This is a genomic window from Streptomyces sp. AC555_RSS877 (genome assembly GCF_019049245.1).
Lineage (GTDB): Bacteria > Actinomycetota > Actinomycetes > Streptomycetales > Streptomycetaceae > Streptomyces.
In genome coordinates this window covers 1-16,104 of sequence record NZ_JAGMUK010000100.1, presented here as the reverse complement: position 1 = coordinate 16,104, position 16,104 = coordinate 1, and the positions used below count along the sequence as shown (strand labels likewise).

The 16,104-nt window shown below is 69.1% G+C and carries 14 protein-coding genes, 1 rRNA gene and 1 riboswitch; of the genes, 12 read left to right on the top strand and 3 right to left on the bottom strand.

Annotated elements, in window-relative coordinates; translation table 11 throughout:
• From rrf to KUM49_RS35365, 11 genes are all read left to right on the top strand, one after another.
• A 5S ribosomal RNA gene (rrf, locus tag KUM49_RS35415) occupies positions 1-98 on the top strand; the annotation flags it as partial.
• Between the two features lie 109 nt (positions 99-207).
• The gene (locus tag KUM49_RS35410) at positions 208-816 is read left to right on the top strand and encodes a CDP-alcohol phosphatidyltransferase family protein (protein WP_053748929.1); all 609 of its coding nucleotides are present in this window, start codon (positions 208-210) and stop codon (positions 814-816) included.
• Positions 817-931: 115 nt separating this feature from the next.
• Positions 932-3,427 (top strand): mannose-1-phosphate guanyltransferase, encoded by a 2,496-nt coding sequence (locus tag KUM49_RS35405; protein ID WP_217241061.1) that lies wholly within the window; start codon positions 932-934, stop codon positions 3,425-3,427.
• Positions 3,428-3,531: 104 nt separating this feature from the next.
• A complete protein-coding gene (locus KUM49_RS35400) occupies positions 3,532-4,428 on the top strand; it encodes a DUF881 domain-containing protein (protein ID WP_254402286.1) in 897 nt (298 codons plus the stop codon).
• Positions 4,425-4,757: a small basic family protein gene (locus tag KUM49_RS35395; protein WP_030794354.1), complete on the top strand. Its 333-nt coding sequence runs from the start codon at positions 4,425-4,427 to the stop codon at positions 4,755-4,757. Before KUM49_RS35400 ends, KUM49_RS35395 begins: the two co-directional genes overlap by 4 nt.
• A 5-nt stretch (positions 4,758-4,762) precedes the next feature.
• Positions 4,763-5,596, top strand: coding sequence for a DUF881 domain-containing protein (locus tag KUM49_RS35390; RefSeq protein WP_217241059.1), 834 nt, complete (start codon positions 4,763-4,765; stop codon positions 5,594-5,596).
• Positions 5,597-5,657: 61 nt separating this feature from the next.
• Positions 5,658-6,563 carry an FHA domain-containing protein gene (locus KUM49_RS35385; protein ID WP_217241058.1) on the top strand — a complete coding sequence of 302 codons (906 nt, stop codon included), beginning with the start codon at positions 5,658-5,660 and terminating at the stop codon, positions 6,561-6,563.
• Positions 6,564-6,580: 17 nt separating this feature from the next.
• Positions 6,581-7,318 carry a MerR family transcriptional regulator gene (locus KUM49_RS35380; protein ID WP_217241057.1) on the top strand — a complete coding sequence of 246 codons (738 nt, stop codon included), beginning with the start codon at positions 6,581-6,583 and terminating at the stop codon, positions 7,316-7,318.
• Positions 7,319-7,403: 85 nt separating this feature from the next.
• Positions 7,404-7,877 (top strand): bifunctional nuclease family protein, encoded by a 474-nt coding sequence (locus KUM49_RS35375; protein WP_004002801.1) that lies wholly within the window; start codon positions 7,404-7,406, stop codon positions 7,875-7,877.
• Positions 7,878-8,136: 259 nt separating this feature from the next.
• On the top strand, positions 8,137-8,781 hold the full coding sequence (locus tag KUM49_RS35370; protein ID WP_217241056.1) for a MerR family transcriptional regulator: 645 nt from the start codon (positions 8,137-8,139) through the stop codon (positions 8,779-8,781).
• Between the two features lie 58 nt (positions 8,782-8,839).
• Complete coding sequence (locus KUM49_RS35365; protein ID WP_217241055.1) at positions 8,840-10,237, top strand: DNA polymerase IV; 1,398 nt, start codon at positions 8,840-8,842, stop codon at positions 10,235-10,237.
• A 368-nt stretch (positions 10,238-10,605) separates the two neighbouring features.
• Here KUM49_RS35365 and KUM49_RS35360 read toward each other — a convergent pair whose 3' ends face one another.
• Positions 10,606-10,977: a PRC-barrel domain-containing protein gene (locus tag KUM49_RS35360; RefSeq protein ID WP_217241054.1), complete on the bottom strand. Its 372-nt coding sequence runs from the start codon at positions 10,975-10,977 to the stop codon at positions 10,606-10,608.
• 113 nt (positions 10,978-11,090) lie between these two features.
• A riboswitch (glycine riboswitch) is annotated at positions 11,091-11,186 on the top strand.
• A gap of 184 nt (positions 11,187-11,370) precedes the next feature.
• Between KUM49_RS35360 and gcvP the strand changes: the two genes are divergently transcribed.
• Complete coding sequence (gene gcvP / locus KUM49_RS35355) at positions 11,371-14,256, top strand: aminomethyl-transferring glycine dehydrogenase (protein ID WP_217241053.1); 2,886 nt, start codon at positions 11,371-11,373, stop codon at positions 14,254-14,256.
• Between the two features lie 73 nt (positions 14,257-14,329).
• Here the strand turns inward: gcvP and KUM49_RS35350 are convergent, their stop codons facing one another.
• Positions 14,330-14,749, bottom strand: a complete 420-nt coding sequence (locus KUM49_RS35350) for a molybdopterin-binding protein (protein WP_217241052.1) — start codon at positions 14,747-14,749, stop codon at positions 14,330-14,332.
• Between the two features lie 60 nt (positions 14,750-14,809).
• On the bottom strand, positions 14,810-15,922 hold the full coding sequence (locus tag KUM49_RS35345) for an ABC transporter ATP-binding protein (protein ID WP_217241051.1): 1,113 nt from the start codon (positions 15,920-15,922) through the stop codon (positions 14,810-14,812).
• Between the last annotated feature and the right edge of the window lie 182 nt (positions 15,923-16,104).

Here is a 16,104-nt window from a genome sequence, read left to right as displayed (position 1 = left end):
GGGAAACGCCCGGTTACATTCCGAACCCGGAAGCTAAGCCTTACAGCGCCGATGGTACTGCAGGGGGGACCCTGTGGGAGAGTAGGACGCCGCCGAACTCCTTTTAGAGCTCCGGCTCTTGGGCACACAGCCCAAGAGCCGGAGCTTTTTTGCGTTGAGGTAAGGTCAGGGGGCATCGTCGGCTTATTGTGCACAGGAGGCTCCCGGGTGGAGGTCCAGGAGACCCGCGTCCAGACGGACCGGGTCCTCACCATCCCCAACATCCTCAGCATGGCGCGGCTCGCTGGGGTGCCGCTCTTCCTGTGGCTGATCCTCAGGCCTGAGTTCGGTGGTCCCCAAAGTGACGGGTGGGCGCTTCTGGTGCTGGCTCTGAGCGGGGTTACCGACTACCTGGACGGGAAGCTGGCGCGGCGCTGGAACCAGATCAGCAGTCTTGGCCGGCTCCTGGATCCAGCGGCTGACCGGCTCTACATTCTTTCGACTTTGGTCGGTCTCACCTGGCGCGAGATTCTGCCAATCTGGTTGACCGCTGCACTTCTGGCGCGCGAGTTGGTTCTGCTGGTCATGGTGGGCATCCTCAGACGCCACGGCTATCCGCCTCCACAGGTGAACTTCCTGGGCAAGGCCGCCACCTTCAACCTGATGTACGCCTTCCCCCTGCTCCTGCTCAGTGACGGGAGTGGATGGATCGCGTCACTCGCTGCTATTTTCGGATGGGCGTTCGCAGGGTGGGGTACAACGCTGTATTGGTGGGCAGGAGTCCTCTACGTGGTACAGGTCCGCCGCCTGGTCCGTGCGGACGCCATGGCCGACTGAACTCGCTGATTGCAACGGCTGTATCGGCCCGATGGCCCGCGGCGGAAAAGTGCGGGACAATCTGACGGGTGAAGTCGGCTAGACCGTCATCTTTTTAGAGGAGGACGCTTCCGACATGAAGGCCGTCGTGATGGCCGGAGGCGAAGGCACACGTCTTCGCCCTATGACCTCGAGCATGCCCAAGCCGCTCCTGCCGGTGGCCAACAGGCCGATCATGGAGCACGTTCTGCGGCTGCTCAAAAGGCATGGGCTCAACGAGACCGTCGTTACTGTCCAGTTCCTGGCCTCGCTGGTCAAGAACTACTTCGGTGACGGCGAGGAGCTCGGTATGGAGCTCACCTACGCCAATGAGGAGAAGCCACTCGGTACCGCCGGAAGCGTCAAGAACGCCGAAGAGGCGCTGAAGGACGATGCTTTCCTCGTCATCTCCGGTGATGCCCTGACCGACTTCGATCTCACCGAGCTCATCAATTTCCACAAGGAAAAGGGTGCGCTGGTCACCGTCTGCCTGACGCGTGTGCCCAACCCGTTGGAGTTCGGTATCACGATCGTCGACGAGGAGGGCAAGGTCGAGCGCTTTCTGGAGAAGCCGACCTGGGGCCAGGTCTTCTCGGACACTGTGAACACGGGTATCTACGTGATGGAGCCCGAGGTGTTCGACTATGTCGAGGCCGATGTCTCCGTCGACTGGTCCGGTGATGTCTTCCCGCAGTTGATGAAGGAAGGCAAGCCCATCTACGGCTATATCGCCGAGGGCTACTGGGAGGACGTCGGTACCCACGAGAGCTATGTGAAGGCGCAGGCCGACGTCCTGGAGGGCAAGGTCGACGTCGATCTCGACGGCTTCGAGATCTCCCCGGGCGTGTGGGTGGCGGAAGGCGCCGAAGTACATCCCGACGCCGTTCTCCGTGGACCGCTTTACATCGGTGACTACGCCAAGGTCGAGGCCGGCGCCGAAATCCGCGAGCACAGCGTCATCGGCTCGAACGTCGTCGTGAAAGCCGGGGCCTTTCTGCACAAGGCCGTCGTGCACGACAACGTGTACGTCGGTCAGCACAGCAACCTGCGGGGATGCGTCGTCGGAAAGAACACCGACATCATGCGCGCGGCCCGGATCGAGGATGGCGCCGTCATCGGGGACGAGTGCCTGATCGGTGAAGAATCGATCGTGCAGGGCAATGTGCGGGTTTACCCGTTCAAGACGATCGAGGCCGGTGCGTTCGTCAACACCTCGGTCATCTGGGAGTCCAGGGGGCAGGCCCACCTCTTCGGTGCCCGTGGCGTGTCCGGGATCCTGAACGTGGAGATCACTCCCGAGCTGGCCGTGCGTCTCGCCGGCGCCTACGCGACCACGCTCAAGAAGGGGTCGACCGTCACCACGGCCCGTGACCACTCACGTGGCGCCCGTGCGCTCAAGCGGGCGGTCATCTCCGCTCTGCAGACCAGCGCCATCGACGTACGTGACCTGGAGAACGTGCCGCTGCCGGTGGCGCGACAGCAGACCGCGCGAGGCAGCGCCGGCGGGATCATGATCCGGACCACGCCCGGTATCCCGGATTCCGTGGACATCATGTTCTTCGACGGGCAGGGCGCGGATCTCTCGCAGGGGAGCCAGCGCAAGCTGGACCGGGTGTTCGCGCGGCAGGAGTACCGGCGGGCGTTCCCGGGTGAGATCGGAGACCTGCACTTCCCGGCCAGTGTCTTCGACTCGTACACCGGGTCGTTGCTGCGGAACGTCGACACCACGGGCATTTCCGAGTCCGGTCTCAAGGTCGTCGTCGACGCGTCGAACGGCAGCGCCGGGCTTGTGCTGCCCAGCCTGCTCGGAAAGCTCGGTGTGGACGCGCTGACCATCAACCCGGGGCTCGACGAGTCCAGGCCCACCGAGTCGGCGGACGGGCGCCGGTCGGGGCTTGTGCGGCTGGGAGAGATCGTGGCGTCCGCGCGGGCCGCGTTCGGGGTGCGGTTCGACCCCGTCGGTGAGCGGCTGTCGCTGGTCGACGAGAAGGGGCGGATCGTCGAGGACGACCGTGCGCTGCTCGTCATGCTCGACCTGGTGGCTGCGGAGCGGCGCAGTGGCCGAGTCGCGTTGCCGGTGACCACGACCAGGATCGCCGAGCAGGTGGCGGCGTATCACGGGACGCAGGTGGAGTGGACGACTACTTCTCCGGACGACCTGACCCGCGTCGGTCGCGACGACACGACGATCTTCGGCGGGGACGGCAAGGGCGGTTTCATCGTCCCCGAGTTCAGCAGCGTCTTCGACGGTACGGCGGCCTTCGTGCGGCTGATCGGGCTGGTGGCGCGGACGCAGCTGACACTCAGCCAGATCGATGCGCGGATTCCCCGGGCGCATGTCCTCAAGCGGGATCTGGCGACTCCCTGGGCTGTCAAGGGCCTGGTGATGCGGCGGGTCGTCGAGGCAGCCGGAGACCGCTTCGTGGACACCACTGATGGTGTGCGGGTGGTGGAGACCGACGGGCGCTGGGTCATGGTGCTGCCGGACCCGGCGGAAGCGGTCACCCACCTGTGGGCGGAAGGGCCGGACGACGCCTCCGCCCAGGCCCTGCTGGACGAGTGGGCGGCGGTCGTGGACAGCGCCGGGCGCTGAAACCGCTGCACGCGTGCGTGCCGGGCAGGTTCCCCTGGGGGCCTGTCCGGCACGCCGGTGGGGCCATTCGGAGGTAGTGGTCACGACGTGCGACGATGTGCGGCATGCCGCAGCAGCCCCCCGTTCGGAGCACTCCTACGCGCCCCTCGCGCCCGGACGCGTCCATGTCGCTGCTCACCAACGTCATGGATCACAGCCTCGACGACGGGTATGCCGAGGCCGCCGTCCGGAAGAGGGCCGCAGGCGACGGGGGTCTGCCCAAGACGCTTCGGTCGAAGCTGGGTCTGGCCGCCGGCCTGGTGCTCGCCGCGCTGGTCGTGACCGTCGGAGCCGCCCAGGCCCGGGTCGCCGCTCCTGTCGTCGCCAAGGAGCGCGAGGAACTGATCGACCGCATCGACCGGGAGACCGAGGCCGCGGACAAGCTGGAGGACTCCGTCGACGAGCTGCGCGACGACGTGAGCGCGCGCCAGCGAGCGGCCCTCAGGGACAGCGGTGGCAGCGATCAGGCCGAACTCGTGGGCATTCTGTCGGGCGCCACGGCAGTGCACGGCCCCGGAGTGAAACTGGTCGTGGACGACGCAAAGGAAGCCACCTCCGGCGGTGACGGCGACCCGCGCGAGACTTCCGGGTTCTCCGACACCGGGCGGGTGCGCGACCGGGACATGCAGCGGGTGGTCAACGGACTGTGGGAATCGGGCGCCGAGGCGGTGTCGATCAACGGGCAGCGGCTGACGGCGCTGTCGGCGATCAGGGCCGCGGGTGACGCGATACTGGTCGACAACAAGCCGCTCGTTCCGCCGTATACGGTGCTTGCGGTGGGGGACGGCAAGCGGCTGAGCACCAGGTTCCAGAACAGCGCCGACGGCCTGTATCTGCATGCCCTGCAGGAGAACTACAGCATCCGGACCGCCATTTCCGTGGCGGACGACCTCCGGCTGCCCGCCGCGCCGAGTGTGATCGTACGTACTGCACAGCCGAGAAGTGAGAAGGGCACATCGTGATCGCCGTACTGGGCCTCGTCGTGGGAGTCGTGGCCGGCCTGTTGGTCCGGCCCGAGGTTCCGGCGGTCGTCGAGCCTTATCTGCCGATTGCCGTGGTGGCGGCGCTCGACGCCGTGTTCGGAGGTCTGCGGGCCATGCTCGACGGCATCTTCGACGACAAGGTCTTCGTCGTGTCGTTCCTGTCCAACGTGGTCGTGGCCGCGCTGATCGTGTTCCTGGGCGACAAGTTGGGCGTCGGCGCGCAGCTGTCCACCGGTGTCGTCGTGGTGCTCGGGATCCGGATCTTCTCCAACGCCGCGGCGATCCGCCGGCACATCTTCCGGGCGTGAGGCGGATGAGCAACCAGGACGGGACGCCTGAGAACAGGCTGCGCAAGGAGCTGCCGGAGGAAGTGACCGCCGAGCCTTCCGTGGCGGCTGCGGAGGGCTCCGAGGAGCCGCCGCAGCTGACCGGCCGCCAGCGGCTGGTGAACGGTCTGTGGCCGCCGCGTGTCACCAGGGCTCAACTCATCGTCGCGATGCTGCTGTTCGGGCTGGGGTTCGGTCTGGCCGTGCAGGTGGCGTCGAACAGTGACAGCGACAGCGCTCTGCGGGGGGCACGTCAGGAAGATCTTGTTCGTATCCTCGATGAACTGGATGACCGTACTCAGCGTCTTGAAGACGAGAAGCAGGGCCTCGAAAAGCAGCGGGACGAACTGGAGAACAGCTCGGACCAGGCCGAGGAGGCCCGTAAACAGACGGTCGAGAAGGAGAAGCAGCTCGGCATCCTGGCGGGCACGGTGGCCGCACAGGGACCGGGCATCACGATGACCATCGGCGACCCGAAGGGGGCGGTCCAGGCGGACATGCTGCTCGACGCGATCCAGGAGCTGCGCGCGGCCGGTGCCGAGGCGATCCAGGTGAACGGCGTGCGGGTCGTCGCGGGCACCTACCTGACAGACTCCGACAAGAGCGTCAGCGTCGACGGGAACAAGATCAACACCCCCTATCGTTTCAAGGTCATCGGCAAGCCGCAGGATCTCGAGCCGGCGCTCAACATCCCTGGAGGCGTGGTGCAGACTCTTGAGAAGGAGCAGGCCACCGTGACCGTCGAGCGGGCGGACGAGATCGTCGTTGACGCCTTGCGAGCGGCGAAGCGGCCTGACTACGCTCGGTCGTCCTCCCAGTGAACCGGGGGTGCATGGGGGACGTCCGGCGAGGGCATGAGGTTGCGGGGGGTCGGCGCACCGATTGGGTGGTGCGTGGTGGAAACTGTCCGGTGGAGACGGACGTTGTGAGGATGTCCGGATCGACCGGTGTGTTCAATCAGGGTTCGTCCTGCCCCACGGGCGGGTCTGTTTCGGTCAAGGGGAATCGCCCGTGAAGTTGTTTGCGAAGTTGTTCGGCAAGAGCGCGCGAGAGGGCAGCGACAATGCGACCGCCCGTCATCGCGCACAGCCTGACGCAGAAGGCCAGCGGCCGTTGTTCCGGGACCAGATCGATGGTCCGGGCGGTGACGTTTCCGGAGGTCAGGGCGCGCCGTCAGTTGACCCTGCCCAGGCCGGAGGCATAGGTTTCGGGCAACCGTCAACCTCAAGCACGGGTGGAGGGTTTTCCCCTATGTCGGCCCTGGTGTGTACGAGGTGCGGTAACCGCAACGCGGAGAACAGCCGCTTCTGCTCCAACTGCGGCGCTCCGCTGCGGGCGGGGGCAACGCCCGAGCGTCCGTCCGAGACGACGTCCACGATCTCGATCTCCGGGCTCGAGGCCTACGACGCCGAGGTCACGGGCCAGACGCAGATGCCCATGCTCTCCCCGGAGGCGCAGGCTGCCGTCGACGCGCTGCCGCTCGGCTCGGCGCTCCTGGTGGTGCGCCGCGGTCCCAACTCGGGCAGCCGCTTCCTGCTGGACGGCGATCTGACCACGGCCGGGCGCCACCCGCAGAGCGACATCTTCCTGGACGACGTGACGGTCTCCCGTCGGCACGTGGAGTTCCGCCGTGGCCCGGACGGCTCGTTCACGGTGGCCGACGTGGGCAGTCTGAACGGCACGTACGTCAACCGCGAGCGGATCGACCAGGTCGCTCTGTCGAACGGTGACGAGGTGCAGATCGGCAAGTACCGGCTGGTCTTCTACGCGAGCCAGCGGGGCTACTGACCCTTCCGGGAAGGTCCATGCTGCAAACACCGAGCGGCGGTGCCGGGCAAGGCGCCGCCGCCACGGACAGTGGGCTGATGAGCATCGGCTCGGTGCTGAACATGCTGCGCGACGAGTTCCCCGAAGTCACCATCTCCAAGATCCGTTTCCTGGAGTCGGAGGGCCTTGTCGAGCCGCAGCGGACCCCCTCGGGGTATCGCAAGTTCAATGCTGACGACGTCGAGCGCCTCGGTCACGTCCTGAGGATGCAGCGGGACCACTATCTGCCGCTCAAGGTGATCCGTGAGCACCTCGACGCCATGGAGCGCGGTGAGGTCGCGCCACCACCGGCAGTGGGCCGTCAGCGCGACGGCGAGGGACCTTCGGAAATCGCCGACGCGCCGACGGCGGCCAGGATCGGGCGGGGCCAGCTGATGGCGGCCGCCGAGATCGGCGAGCAGGAACTTCAGGAGTGGGAGTCGTACGGGCTGATCACTCCGCTGCCCGACGGGGCGTATGACGCCGAGGCGGCCACTGTGGCCTCGCTCATCGCCGAGCTGGGGCGGTTCGGGATCGAGCCGCGGCATCTGCGGGTGATGAAGGCGGCGGCCGAGCGCGAGGCGGGGCTGGTCGACCAGGTGGTGGCCCCGCTGAGGCGCCATCGCAACCCGCAGACCAGGGCACATGCCGAGGCCCGTACGAAGGAACTGGCCGGGCTCACGGTGAAGCTGCACGCGGCGCTCGTGCAGACCGCGCTGGGCGTGCGGCTGCCGTGACGCGGGCGGGTTCGCACGGGCCGGATAGGCCACCCGTTCTCTGCCCGACTACCCAAACGTCCCGGGCACGGCCTAGGGTTGCTGTGTGAACGAGCTCGATGTCGTAGGTGTCCGGGTCGAAATGCCCTCCAACCAACCGATCGTGCTCCTGCGTGAAGTGGGAGGCGACCGCTACCTCCCCATCTGGATCGGGCCTGGGGAGGCAACGGCGATCGCCTTCGCGCAGCAGGGCATGGCCCCCGCCCGACCGCTGACCCATGACCTGTTCAAGGACGTGCTGGAGGCCGTCGGGCAGGAGCTCACCGAAGTGCGCATCACGGATCTGCGTGAAGGCGTCTTCTACGCGGAGCTGGTCTTCGCCAGCGGAGTCGAGGTGAGCGCCCGCCCGTCCGACGCCATAGCGCTGGCCCTGCGGACCGGGACGCCGATCTACGGCAGTGACGGCGTGCTCGACGACGCCGGCATCGCGATCCCGGACGAGCAGGAGGACGAGGTGGAGAAGTTCCGCGAGTTCCTCGACCAGATCTCGCCCGAGGACTTCGGAACCAGCAGCCAGTGAGGCGTCCGCAGGCTCGTGGGCTAATCAGCCCGCGGGGCTCGGCCATGTCCGTCGACGCCTCACATGCCGACATTTGCCAGCGGTGCATGAGAGAGTCCTACGGGCCGCTCCGGGCACATTCGGCTAGCCTTTCCCCGCGGTTGGGTGCGGGAAACCACTCGAAGGGTGATTATCACCCGGCGTGCCGAGTGTGGCGATCGTTGACGCGCCCCTGGTGACTGCCTACCGTCGAGAAGGCAGGTCAAGGACGGAGGTCGGCGTGAGCAGCAGCGGCGACGGTACGACTGGGGGTGCCCCCGGACGCAGTCTCGGGGCGAGCGGTCCGTACCCGCTTCACAGCAACGCGGCCGATCACGCTCCGCAGCGACCGACGGCCGTGCCGAGCAGCGGAGGGGCGACGTCCATGGCGTCCGAGCAGATCGGCTACCGCGGTCCGACGGCCTGCGCGGCCGCCGGCATCACCTACCGGCAACTGGACTACTGGGCCCGCACCGGCCTCGTCGAGCCGAGCGTACGGCCGGCCCACGGGTCGGGAACGCAGCGTCTGTACAGCTTCCGGGACGTTGTCGTCCTGAAGATCGTCAAGCGCTTTCTGGACACCGGTGTGTCGCTGCAGAACATCCGCACCACCGTTCAGCACCTCAGGGAACGCGGCTTCAGCGACCTGGAGCGCATGACTCTGATGAGCGATGGTGCCACGGTCTACGAGTGCACCTCGCCGGACGAGGTCCACGCGCTGCTGCAGGGTGGCCAGGGCATCTTCGGAATCGCCGTGGGTATCGTGTGGCGGGACGTGGAGAACGCGCTTTCTCAGCTGCACGGGGAGCGGATCGACACCGGGGAGACCCTTGTCGGGCACAACCCCGCGGACGAGCTGGCGCGGCGGCGCAACCGGGCGGTCTGACCGCCGGCCCCGCTCTCCGGGGACGGCATTGTCAGTGGCGTAGGGCAGCATCGGAGATGTGAGAAGCGCGCCCACGATCCTGCATCTCGACATGGATGCCTTCTTCGCCTCGGCGGAGCAGGCCTCCAAGCCGAGCCTGCGCGGGAAGGCCGTCGTCGTGGGCGGGCTCGGGCCGCGGGGCGTGGTGGCCACGGCGTCGTACGAGGCACGGGTCTTCGGGGTCCATTCGGCGATGCCCATGGCCCAGGCGCGTCGGCTCGCCCCGAACGCGGCGTATCTGGTGCCGCGCGGTGCGTTCTACCGGTCTATCAGCGAGCAGGTGATGGGGCTTCTGCGGGCGCTGTCGCCTCTTGTGGAGCCGTTGAGCCTTGACGAGGCGTTCGTGGACCTGGAAGCCGGGGGAACGGCCTGGGACGACGCGTCGGCGCGGCTGGCCGGGGCGAAGCTGCGGGCCGACATACGAGCCGTCACCGGGCTCACCGGGTCGGTGGGACTCGCCGCCTCCAAGATGCTCGCGAAGATTGCCTCGGAGCAGGCCAAACCCGATGGACTGGTGGTCATCGAACCGGGGACCGAACGCGCCCTGCTCGGGCCGATGTCGGTGCGGACGCTGCCGGGGGTGGGGCCGACGACGGGCGACCATCTGCGCCGGGCCGGGATCCATACGGTCGACGAGATGGCCGAGGCGGGTGAGGACGAGCTCGTACGGCTGCTGGGCAAGGCCCACGGGCACGCGCTGTACGCCATGGCGCTGGCGCACGACGAGCGGCCGGTGGTGGCCGAGCGGGAGACGAAGTCGGTGTCCGTGGAGGACACGTACGACGTCGACATCCACGACCGGGTACGGGTGGGGATGGAAGTACAGCGGCTGGCCGACCGGTGTGTGCGGCGGTTGCGGGAGGCGGGGCTGTCCGGGCGGACCATCGTGCTGAAGGTGCGGAGATACGACTTCTCGACGCTGACCCGGTCCGAGACGTTGCGGGGGCCCACGGACGATCCGGCTGTGGTGCGGGAGGCTGCCGCGCGGCTGTTGGACCCGGTGGACACGACAGGGGGCGTGCGGCTGCTGGGGGTGGGCGTGAGCGGCCTGGCCGACTACACGCAGGAGGACCTCTTCGCGCAGGCGGCGGGGGAGCGGGGGGACGTCGTCGGGTCGATGGAGGACGCCGATGACGTGCCCGCGGCGGAACCGGCTGCTCCGGCCGAGCGGAGATGGGTCTCGGGGCACGATGTCACCCATGCCGAGTACGGGCACGGGTGGGTGCAGGGGAGCGGACTCGGGCGGGTCACCGTGCGGTTCGAGACACCCGACTCGGAGCCGGGGCGCGTGCGGACCTTCCGGGTCGACGACCCGGAGTTGGATCCGGCGGAGCCGTTGCCGTTGGTGGCGCGGAGACCTGGGGTGGGTGAGGGCGGAGGGCCTTCGGCGGATGAGGGCCGGGTGCGGGCGGTATGAAGCGCGGTGGGGGTGTGCGGGTGAGTGGGTGGGAGGCGGGCCGACGGGATGGGTGCGTGCGGGTAGCACCGGCCTCGGACGAGAGGGGATGCGGGGGGATTCGTGCGTGACCAGGGCCGGTGTGGGCCGGGGGTGGGTGGTGTAGCCCGGCGCTGACGGGGTGCCGCCTGCGCCCACCCGTGCCGCCCCGAGCGGCACGACTGCCCGCAGGCGGCGGGGTGGCTGGGGCGCGTTCGTGCTGGGCCGGTGTGGGCCGGGGGTGGGTGGTGTAGCCCGGCGCTGACGGGGTGCCGCCTGCGCCCACCCGTGCCGCCCCGAGCGGCACGACTGCCCGCAGGCTGGGGCGCGTTCGTGCGGGGCCGGTGGGGTCAGGGGTCTTCCGTGCCTGCCACCTTGCCGAAGTCGCGGTCCGGGAAGGGGGGAGGGGCGCCCAGGTCCAGACCGTAGTGGTGGTAGAGCTGGAGTTCCTGTTCGGGGGAGAGGTGGCGGCCCACGCCGAAGTCGGGGGCGTCCTTGATCAGGGCGCGGTCGTAGGGGACGTGGAGGGTGCCCTCGATGAGTTCGCTCGGTTCCAGGGGGACGAAGGCGTCCCTGGAGAAGAGGCCGGTGCGTATGGCGGCCCACTCCGGTTCACCGGTCGCGTCGTCGAGGTAGACCTCGTCGATGGTGCCGAGCTTCGAGCCGTTGCGGTCGAGCGCCTTGCGGCCGATCAGGTTGCGCGGATCGATGTCGGTCTGCACGGGCCCTCCACTTGGTCGCAACTCATCCGTAAGCACTACAAAAGAGCAGATTGCGGATGGCGGCCACTCGAAGGTGGGAGTGTAGACCTCGCTGGTACGCTGACAACGGCTGCTGACCCCGTGCGGGAGAGTCCTCCAGACTTCATCGGAGGCGCCGAAGGAGCAAATCCTCCCCGGAATCTCTCAGGCCCACGTACCGCACGGACGAGGTCACTCTGGAAAGCAGGGCGGGTGCCGACGGCGTCGACGGCTTCCGCTCTCACCGACGGTGAAAGTCGGGTGCCCTCGGGTGTCCGGTGAAGCTCTCAGGTTGTGATGACAGAGGGGGAGGCCGTCCGGGTACCCGCGCCGTGGTGACCCTCGAAGGTCGTGTCAGACCAGGAGGCCTCCGTAATGACCGCCCATCGCATTCCGCTTTCCGAGCTCGAGCAGGGAATCCCCTTCGAGCAGCGCCACATCGGGCCCGACCAGGAGGCACGGGCCAAGATGCTCGCGCAGGTCGGGTACGGCTCGCTCGACGAGCTCACCGCCGCCGCGGTCCCGGATGTGATCAAGAACGCCGACGCGCTGGAGCTGCCGGGCGCCCGCACCGAGGCCGAGGTGCTGGCCGAGCTGCGTTCGCTGGCCGACCGGAACCAGGTTCTCGACTCCATGATCGGGCTCGGGTACTACGGGACCTTCACGCCGCCCGTCATCCTGCGGAACGTCATGGAGAACCCCGCCTGGTACACGGCTTACACCCCTTACCAGCCGGAGATCTCCCAGGGGCGTCTCGAAGCCCTGCTCAACTTCCAGACCATGGTCGCCGACCTCACCGGGCTGCCGACCTCGGGCGCCTCGCTGCTCGATGAGGGCACCGCGGCCGCCGAGGCTCTGGCGCTGTCCCGGCGCATGGGCAAGAACAAGAAGGGCCTTTTCCTGGTCGACGCGGACACGCTGCCGCAGACCATCGCCGTGATCGAGACGCGCGCCGAGCCGACCGGTGTGGAGGTCGTGGTCGCCGACCTCAGCGACGGTATTCCGGCCGAGATCGCCGGGCGTGAGATCAACGGCGTGCTGCTCCAGTACCCTGGCGCCTCCGGTGCCGTACGCGACATCAAGCCGGTGATCGAGCAGGCGCACGAGCTCGGCGCGCTGGTGACCGTCGCCGCCGACCTGCTGGCGCTGACGCTGCTGAAGTCCCCGGGGGAGCTCGGTGCGGACATCGCGGTCGGCACGACGCAGCGCTTCGGTGTGCCGATGGGCTTCGGCGGGCCGCACGCCGGATACATGGCGGTGCGCGAGAAGTTCGCCCGCAGCCTGCCCGGGCGGCTCGTCGGGGTGTCCGTGGACGCCGACGGCAACAAGGCCTACCGCCTCGCACTCCAGACCCGTGAGCAGCACATTCGCCGGGAGAAGGCGACCAGCAACATCTGTACCGCGCAGGTGCTGCTCGCGGTGATGGCCGGTATGTACGCCGTCTATCACGGGCCCGACGGCCTGAAGACCATCGCGCGGCGCACCCACCGGTACGCCACGGTCCTCGCCGCGGGCCTGACGGCCGGCGGGGTCGAGGTCGTGCACGGCTCCTTCTTCGACACGCTGACCGTCCGTGTGCCCGGGCGGGGTGCCCAGGTGGTCGCCGCCGCGCGCGAGAACGGGGTCAACCTGCGTCTCGTGGACGCCGACCACGTGTCCATGGCCTGCGATGAGACCACTCTGCGGGCCCAACTGGCCGCAGTATGGGCTGCGTTCGGGGTCGAGGGGGACGTTGAGGCGCTCGACGCGGTCACCGAGGAGACCCTTCCGGGCGCGCTGCTGCGGACCGACGAGTACCTGGCGCACCCCGTGTTCCACCAGTACCGCTCCGAGACCGCGATGCTGCGTTACCTGCGCCGCCTCGCCGACCGGGACTACGCGCTCGACCGCGGCATGATCCCGCTGGGCTCCTGCACCATGAAGCTCAACGCGACCGTCGAGATGGAGCCGGTCACCTGGCCCGAGTTCGGGCAGCTGCACCCCTTCGCGCCCGCCGAGCAGGCACAGGGCTACCTCACGCTCATCCGCGAGCTGGAGGAGCGGCTCGCCGAGGTCACCGGGTACGACAACGTGTCGCTGCAGCCCAACGCCGGATCCCAGGGGGAGCTGGCCGGGCTGCTCGCCGTACGTGGGTACCACCGGGCCAACGGTGACGAGCAGCGGACCGTGTGCCTGATCCCCTCGTCGGCGCACGGCACCAACGCCGCCAGCGCGGTGATGGCGGGGATGAAGGTCGTCGTCGTGAAGACCGCCGGGGACGGCGAGATCGACGTCGAGGACCTGCGGGCGAAGATCGAGCAGTACCGGGACGAGCTGTCGGTGCTGATGATCACGTACCCGTCGACGCACGGGGTGTTCGAGGAGCACGTCGCCGACATCTGCGCCCAGGTGCACGAGGCGGGCGGGCAGGTCTACGTCGACGGGGCCAACCTGAACGCGCTGGTGGGCCTGGCCAAGCCGGGGCACTTCGGCGGTGACGTCTCACACCTGAACCTGCACAAGACCTTCTGCATCCCGCACGGCGGCGGCGGTCCGGGCGTCGGCCCGGTGGGTGTGCGGGCGCACCTGGCGCCGTATCTGCCGAACCACCCGCTGCAGCCCGCGGCCGGGCCGGAGACCGGTGTCGGGCCGATCTCGGCCGCGCCCTGGGGCTCCGCCGGGATCCTGCCGATCTCGTGGGCGTATGTCCGTCTCATGGGCGGGGAGGGGCTCAAGCGCGCCACGCAGGTGGCGGTGCTCAGTGCCAACTACATCGCCAAGCGGCTGGAGCCGCACTACCCGGTGCTCTACACCGGTCCGGGCGGTCTGGTCGCGCACGAGTGCATCATCGATCTGCGGCCGCTGACCAAGGCGACCGGTGTGAGCGTCGACGACGTCGCCAAGCGGCTCATCGACTACGGCTTCCACGCGCCGACGATGTCCTTCCCGGTGGCCGGCACGCTGATGATCGAGCCGACCGAGTCCGAGGACCTGACCGAGCTCGACCGGTTCTGCGAGGCGATGATCGCCATTCGTACGGAGATCGAGAAGGTCGGCAAGGGAGAGTGGTCCGCGGACGACAACCCGCTGCGGAACGCGCCGCACACAGCCGGTGCGCTGGGCGGGGAGTGGGAGCACGCCTACACGCGCGAGGACGCCGTCTTCCCGGCCGGGGTGTCGGTCGCGGACAAGTACTGGCCGCCGGTGCGCCGGATCGACCAGGCCTTCGGCGACCGTAACCTCGTCTGCTCCTGCCCGCCGCTGGACGCGTACGAGGACTGACGTGCAGTACGCGTGGTGAGGGCCGATACGTGATGAGGGCTCCGTCCGGTTCGCCGGGCGGAGCCCTTGTGCGTCACGGGGTGGCGAGGGAGACCTCGGTCGACTTGATCAGGGCGACGACCGCGGTGCCGGGTGCGAGGGCCAGGTCCGTCGCGGCGTCCTTGGTGATCACCGCGGTCAGGTCGCCGCCGTCGAGGGCGACCTTGACGGAGGCCATGGCGCCGCCGGTCGTGATGTCGCGGACGGTGCCCGGGAGCTGGTTGCGGATGGAGACGCCTTCGACCGTGGCTGTGGCCAGGGAGACCTCCGTCGACTTCACCAGGGCGTGTACGGCGGAACCCGCGGCGAGACCGAGTTCCTCGGCGGCCTCCAGGGTGATCGCCGCGGTGAGGTTCCGGCCGCCGGTGAGGCGGACCTTGACCGTGGCCATCACCTCGCCGGGGGTGACGGCGGTGACGGTGCCGGGGAGATGGTTGCGGATGCTCAGGCTCATGGAGGCCTCGTGGGGGGTGGGGAGCGGGGGTGAGGTCCCCACGGTAGTCGGAGGTGGGGGTTATGCCGGGTATGCGTGGGTCTGGGTCGCCTTGACCGTTGCCCAGGCCGGTGCACCCGGGTGCAGATCGAGCTCCGCCGCCGCGACCGTCGTCAGGTCGGCCGCGAGGGGGAGTTCGCCGGTGAGGTCCACGCGGATCTGGTCGCCGTGGGTCTCCAGGCCGGCCACTTCGCAGCGCCAGAGGTTGCGGGCGCTGGAGCCGGTGGGGCGGTCGCGGTAAAGGGTCACGGCGCCCGGGGGGAACGCGACGAAGACCGGTCCGGCGAGGTCCTCCGTGGTGGTGATGGAGGAGCCGGCGTCCAGACGGACCGTGTGGCCTTCGGCCTGGCCCCTGTAGAGGTTGAGGCCGACCAGCTGCGCGATGTAGTCCGTGCGGGGGTGGCGGGCGATGTCGGCGGGTGTGCCCTCCTGGACGACCCGGCCGTGCTCGACGACCACCAGCCGGCCGGCCAGCACCATGGCGTCCAGCGGGTCGTGGGTGACCAGGACGGCGACGGCCTCGAACTCTGCGAGGTGGCGGCGGAGTTGGGCGCGTACCTCCAGGCGGGTGCGGGCGTCCAGGGCCGCCAGGGGTTCGTCGAGGAGGAGCAGGCGGGGGCTGGTGGCCAGGGCGCGGGCCAGGGCGACGCGCTGGGCCTGGCCGCCGGAGAGGTGGCGGGGCTTGGCGCCGGCGTGGTCGGCGAGACCCATGCGGTCCAGCCACTCGGCGGCCTGCGCGCGGGCCTCCGCCTTGGTCGCGCCGTGGCAGCGGGGTCCGAAGGCCACGTTGTCGAGGGCGGACAGGTGCGGGAAGAGCAGGTAGTCCTGGAAGACGACGCCGACCGGGCGGGACTCGGGGGGCGTGCGGTCCAACTCGACGCCGTCCAGGCGCAGATGGCCGCCGGTGAGCGGGGCGAGGCCGGCGAGGGCGCGCAGGGCGGTGGTCTTGCCGGCGCCGTTCGGGCCGAGCAGGGCGACGACGTCGCCGGGGGCGGCGGTGAGGTTGATGTCCAGGCGGAAGGTGTCGCGGTCGACGACGAGATGGGCGGCGAGGCCTGTGCCGGGGGTGGTGTTGGCGGCGGCGTCGGTCGTGGTGCCGGTTGTGGTGCCGGCTGGGTCGTCGACGTTGGTCATGAGGGGCGTGTCCTGGAGTGGGGTTGGCTCGGGCGGGGTTCGTGCGTGGCCGGGGTCGGTGTGCGTCGTTGGTGTGGGCCGGCGGGGGTGGGTTGCGCGGCCCGGCGCTGACGGGGTGCCGCCTGCGCCCACCCGTGCCGCCCCGAGCGGCACGACTGCCCGCAGGTTGGCGGGGCGGGGGG

Excerpts from the sequence above, each read along its gene's own strand:
- KUM49_RS35380 (WP_217241057.1), top strand. The coding sequence starts at position 6,581 with ATGCTGCAAACACCGAGCGGCGGTGCCGGGCAAGGCGCCGCCGCCACG.
- gcvP (WP_217241053.1), top strand. The coding sequence starts at position 11,371 with ATGACCGCCCATCGCATTCCGCTTTCCGAGCTCGAGCAGGGAATCCCC.
- KUM49_RS35350 (WP_217241052.1), bottom strand. The coding sequence starts at position 14,749 with ATGAGCCTGAGCATCCGCAACCATCTCCCCGGCACCGTCACCGCCGTC.
- KUM49_RS35400 (WP_254402286.1), top strand. The coding sequence starts at position 3,532 with ATGCCGCAGCAGCCCCCCGTTCGGAGCACTCCTACGCGCCCCTCGCGC.
- KUM49_RS35390 (WP_217241059.1), top strand. The coding sequence starts at position 4,763 with ATGAGCAACCAGGACGGGACGCCTGAGAACAGGCTGCGCAAGGAGCTG.
- KUM49_RS35345 (WP_217241051.1), bottom strand. The coding sequence starts at position 15,922 with ATGACCAACGTCGACGACCCAGCCGGCACCACAACCGGCACCACGACC.
- KUM49_RS35405 (WP_217241061.1), top strand. The coding sequence starts at position 932 with ATGAAGGCCGTCGTGATGGCCGGAGGCGAAGGCACACGTCTTCGCCCT.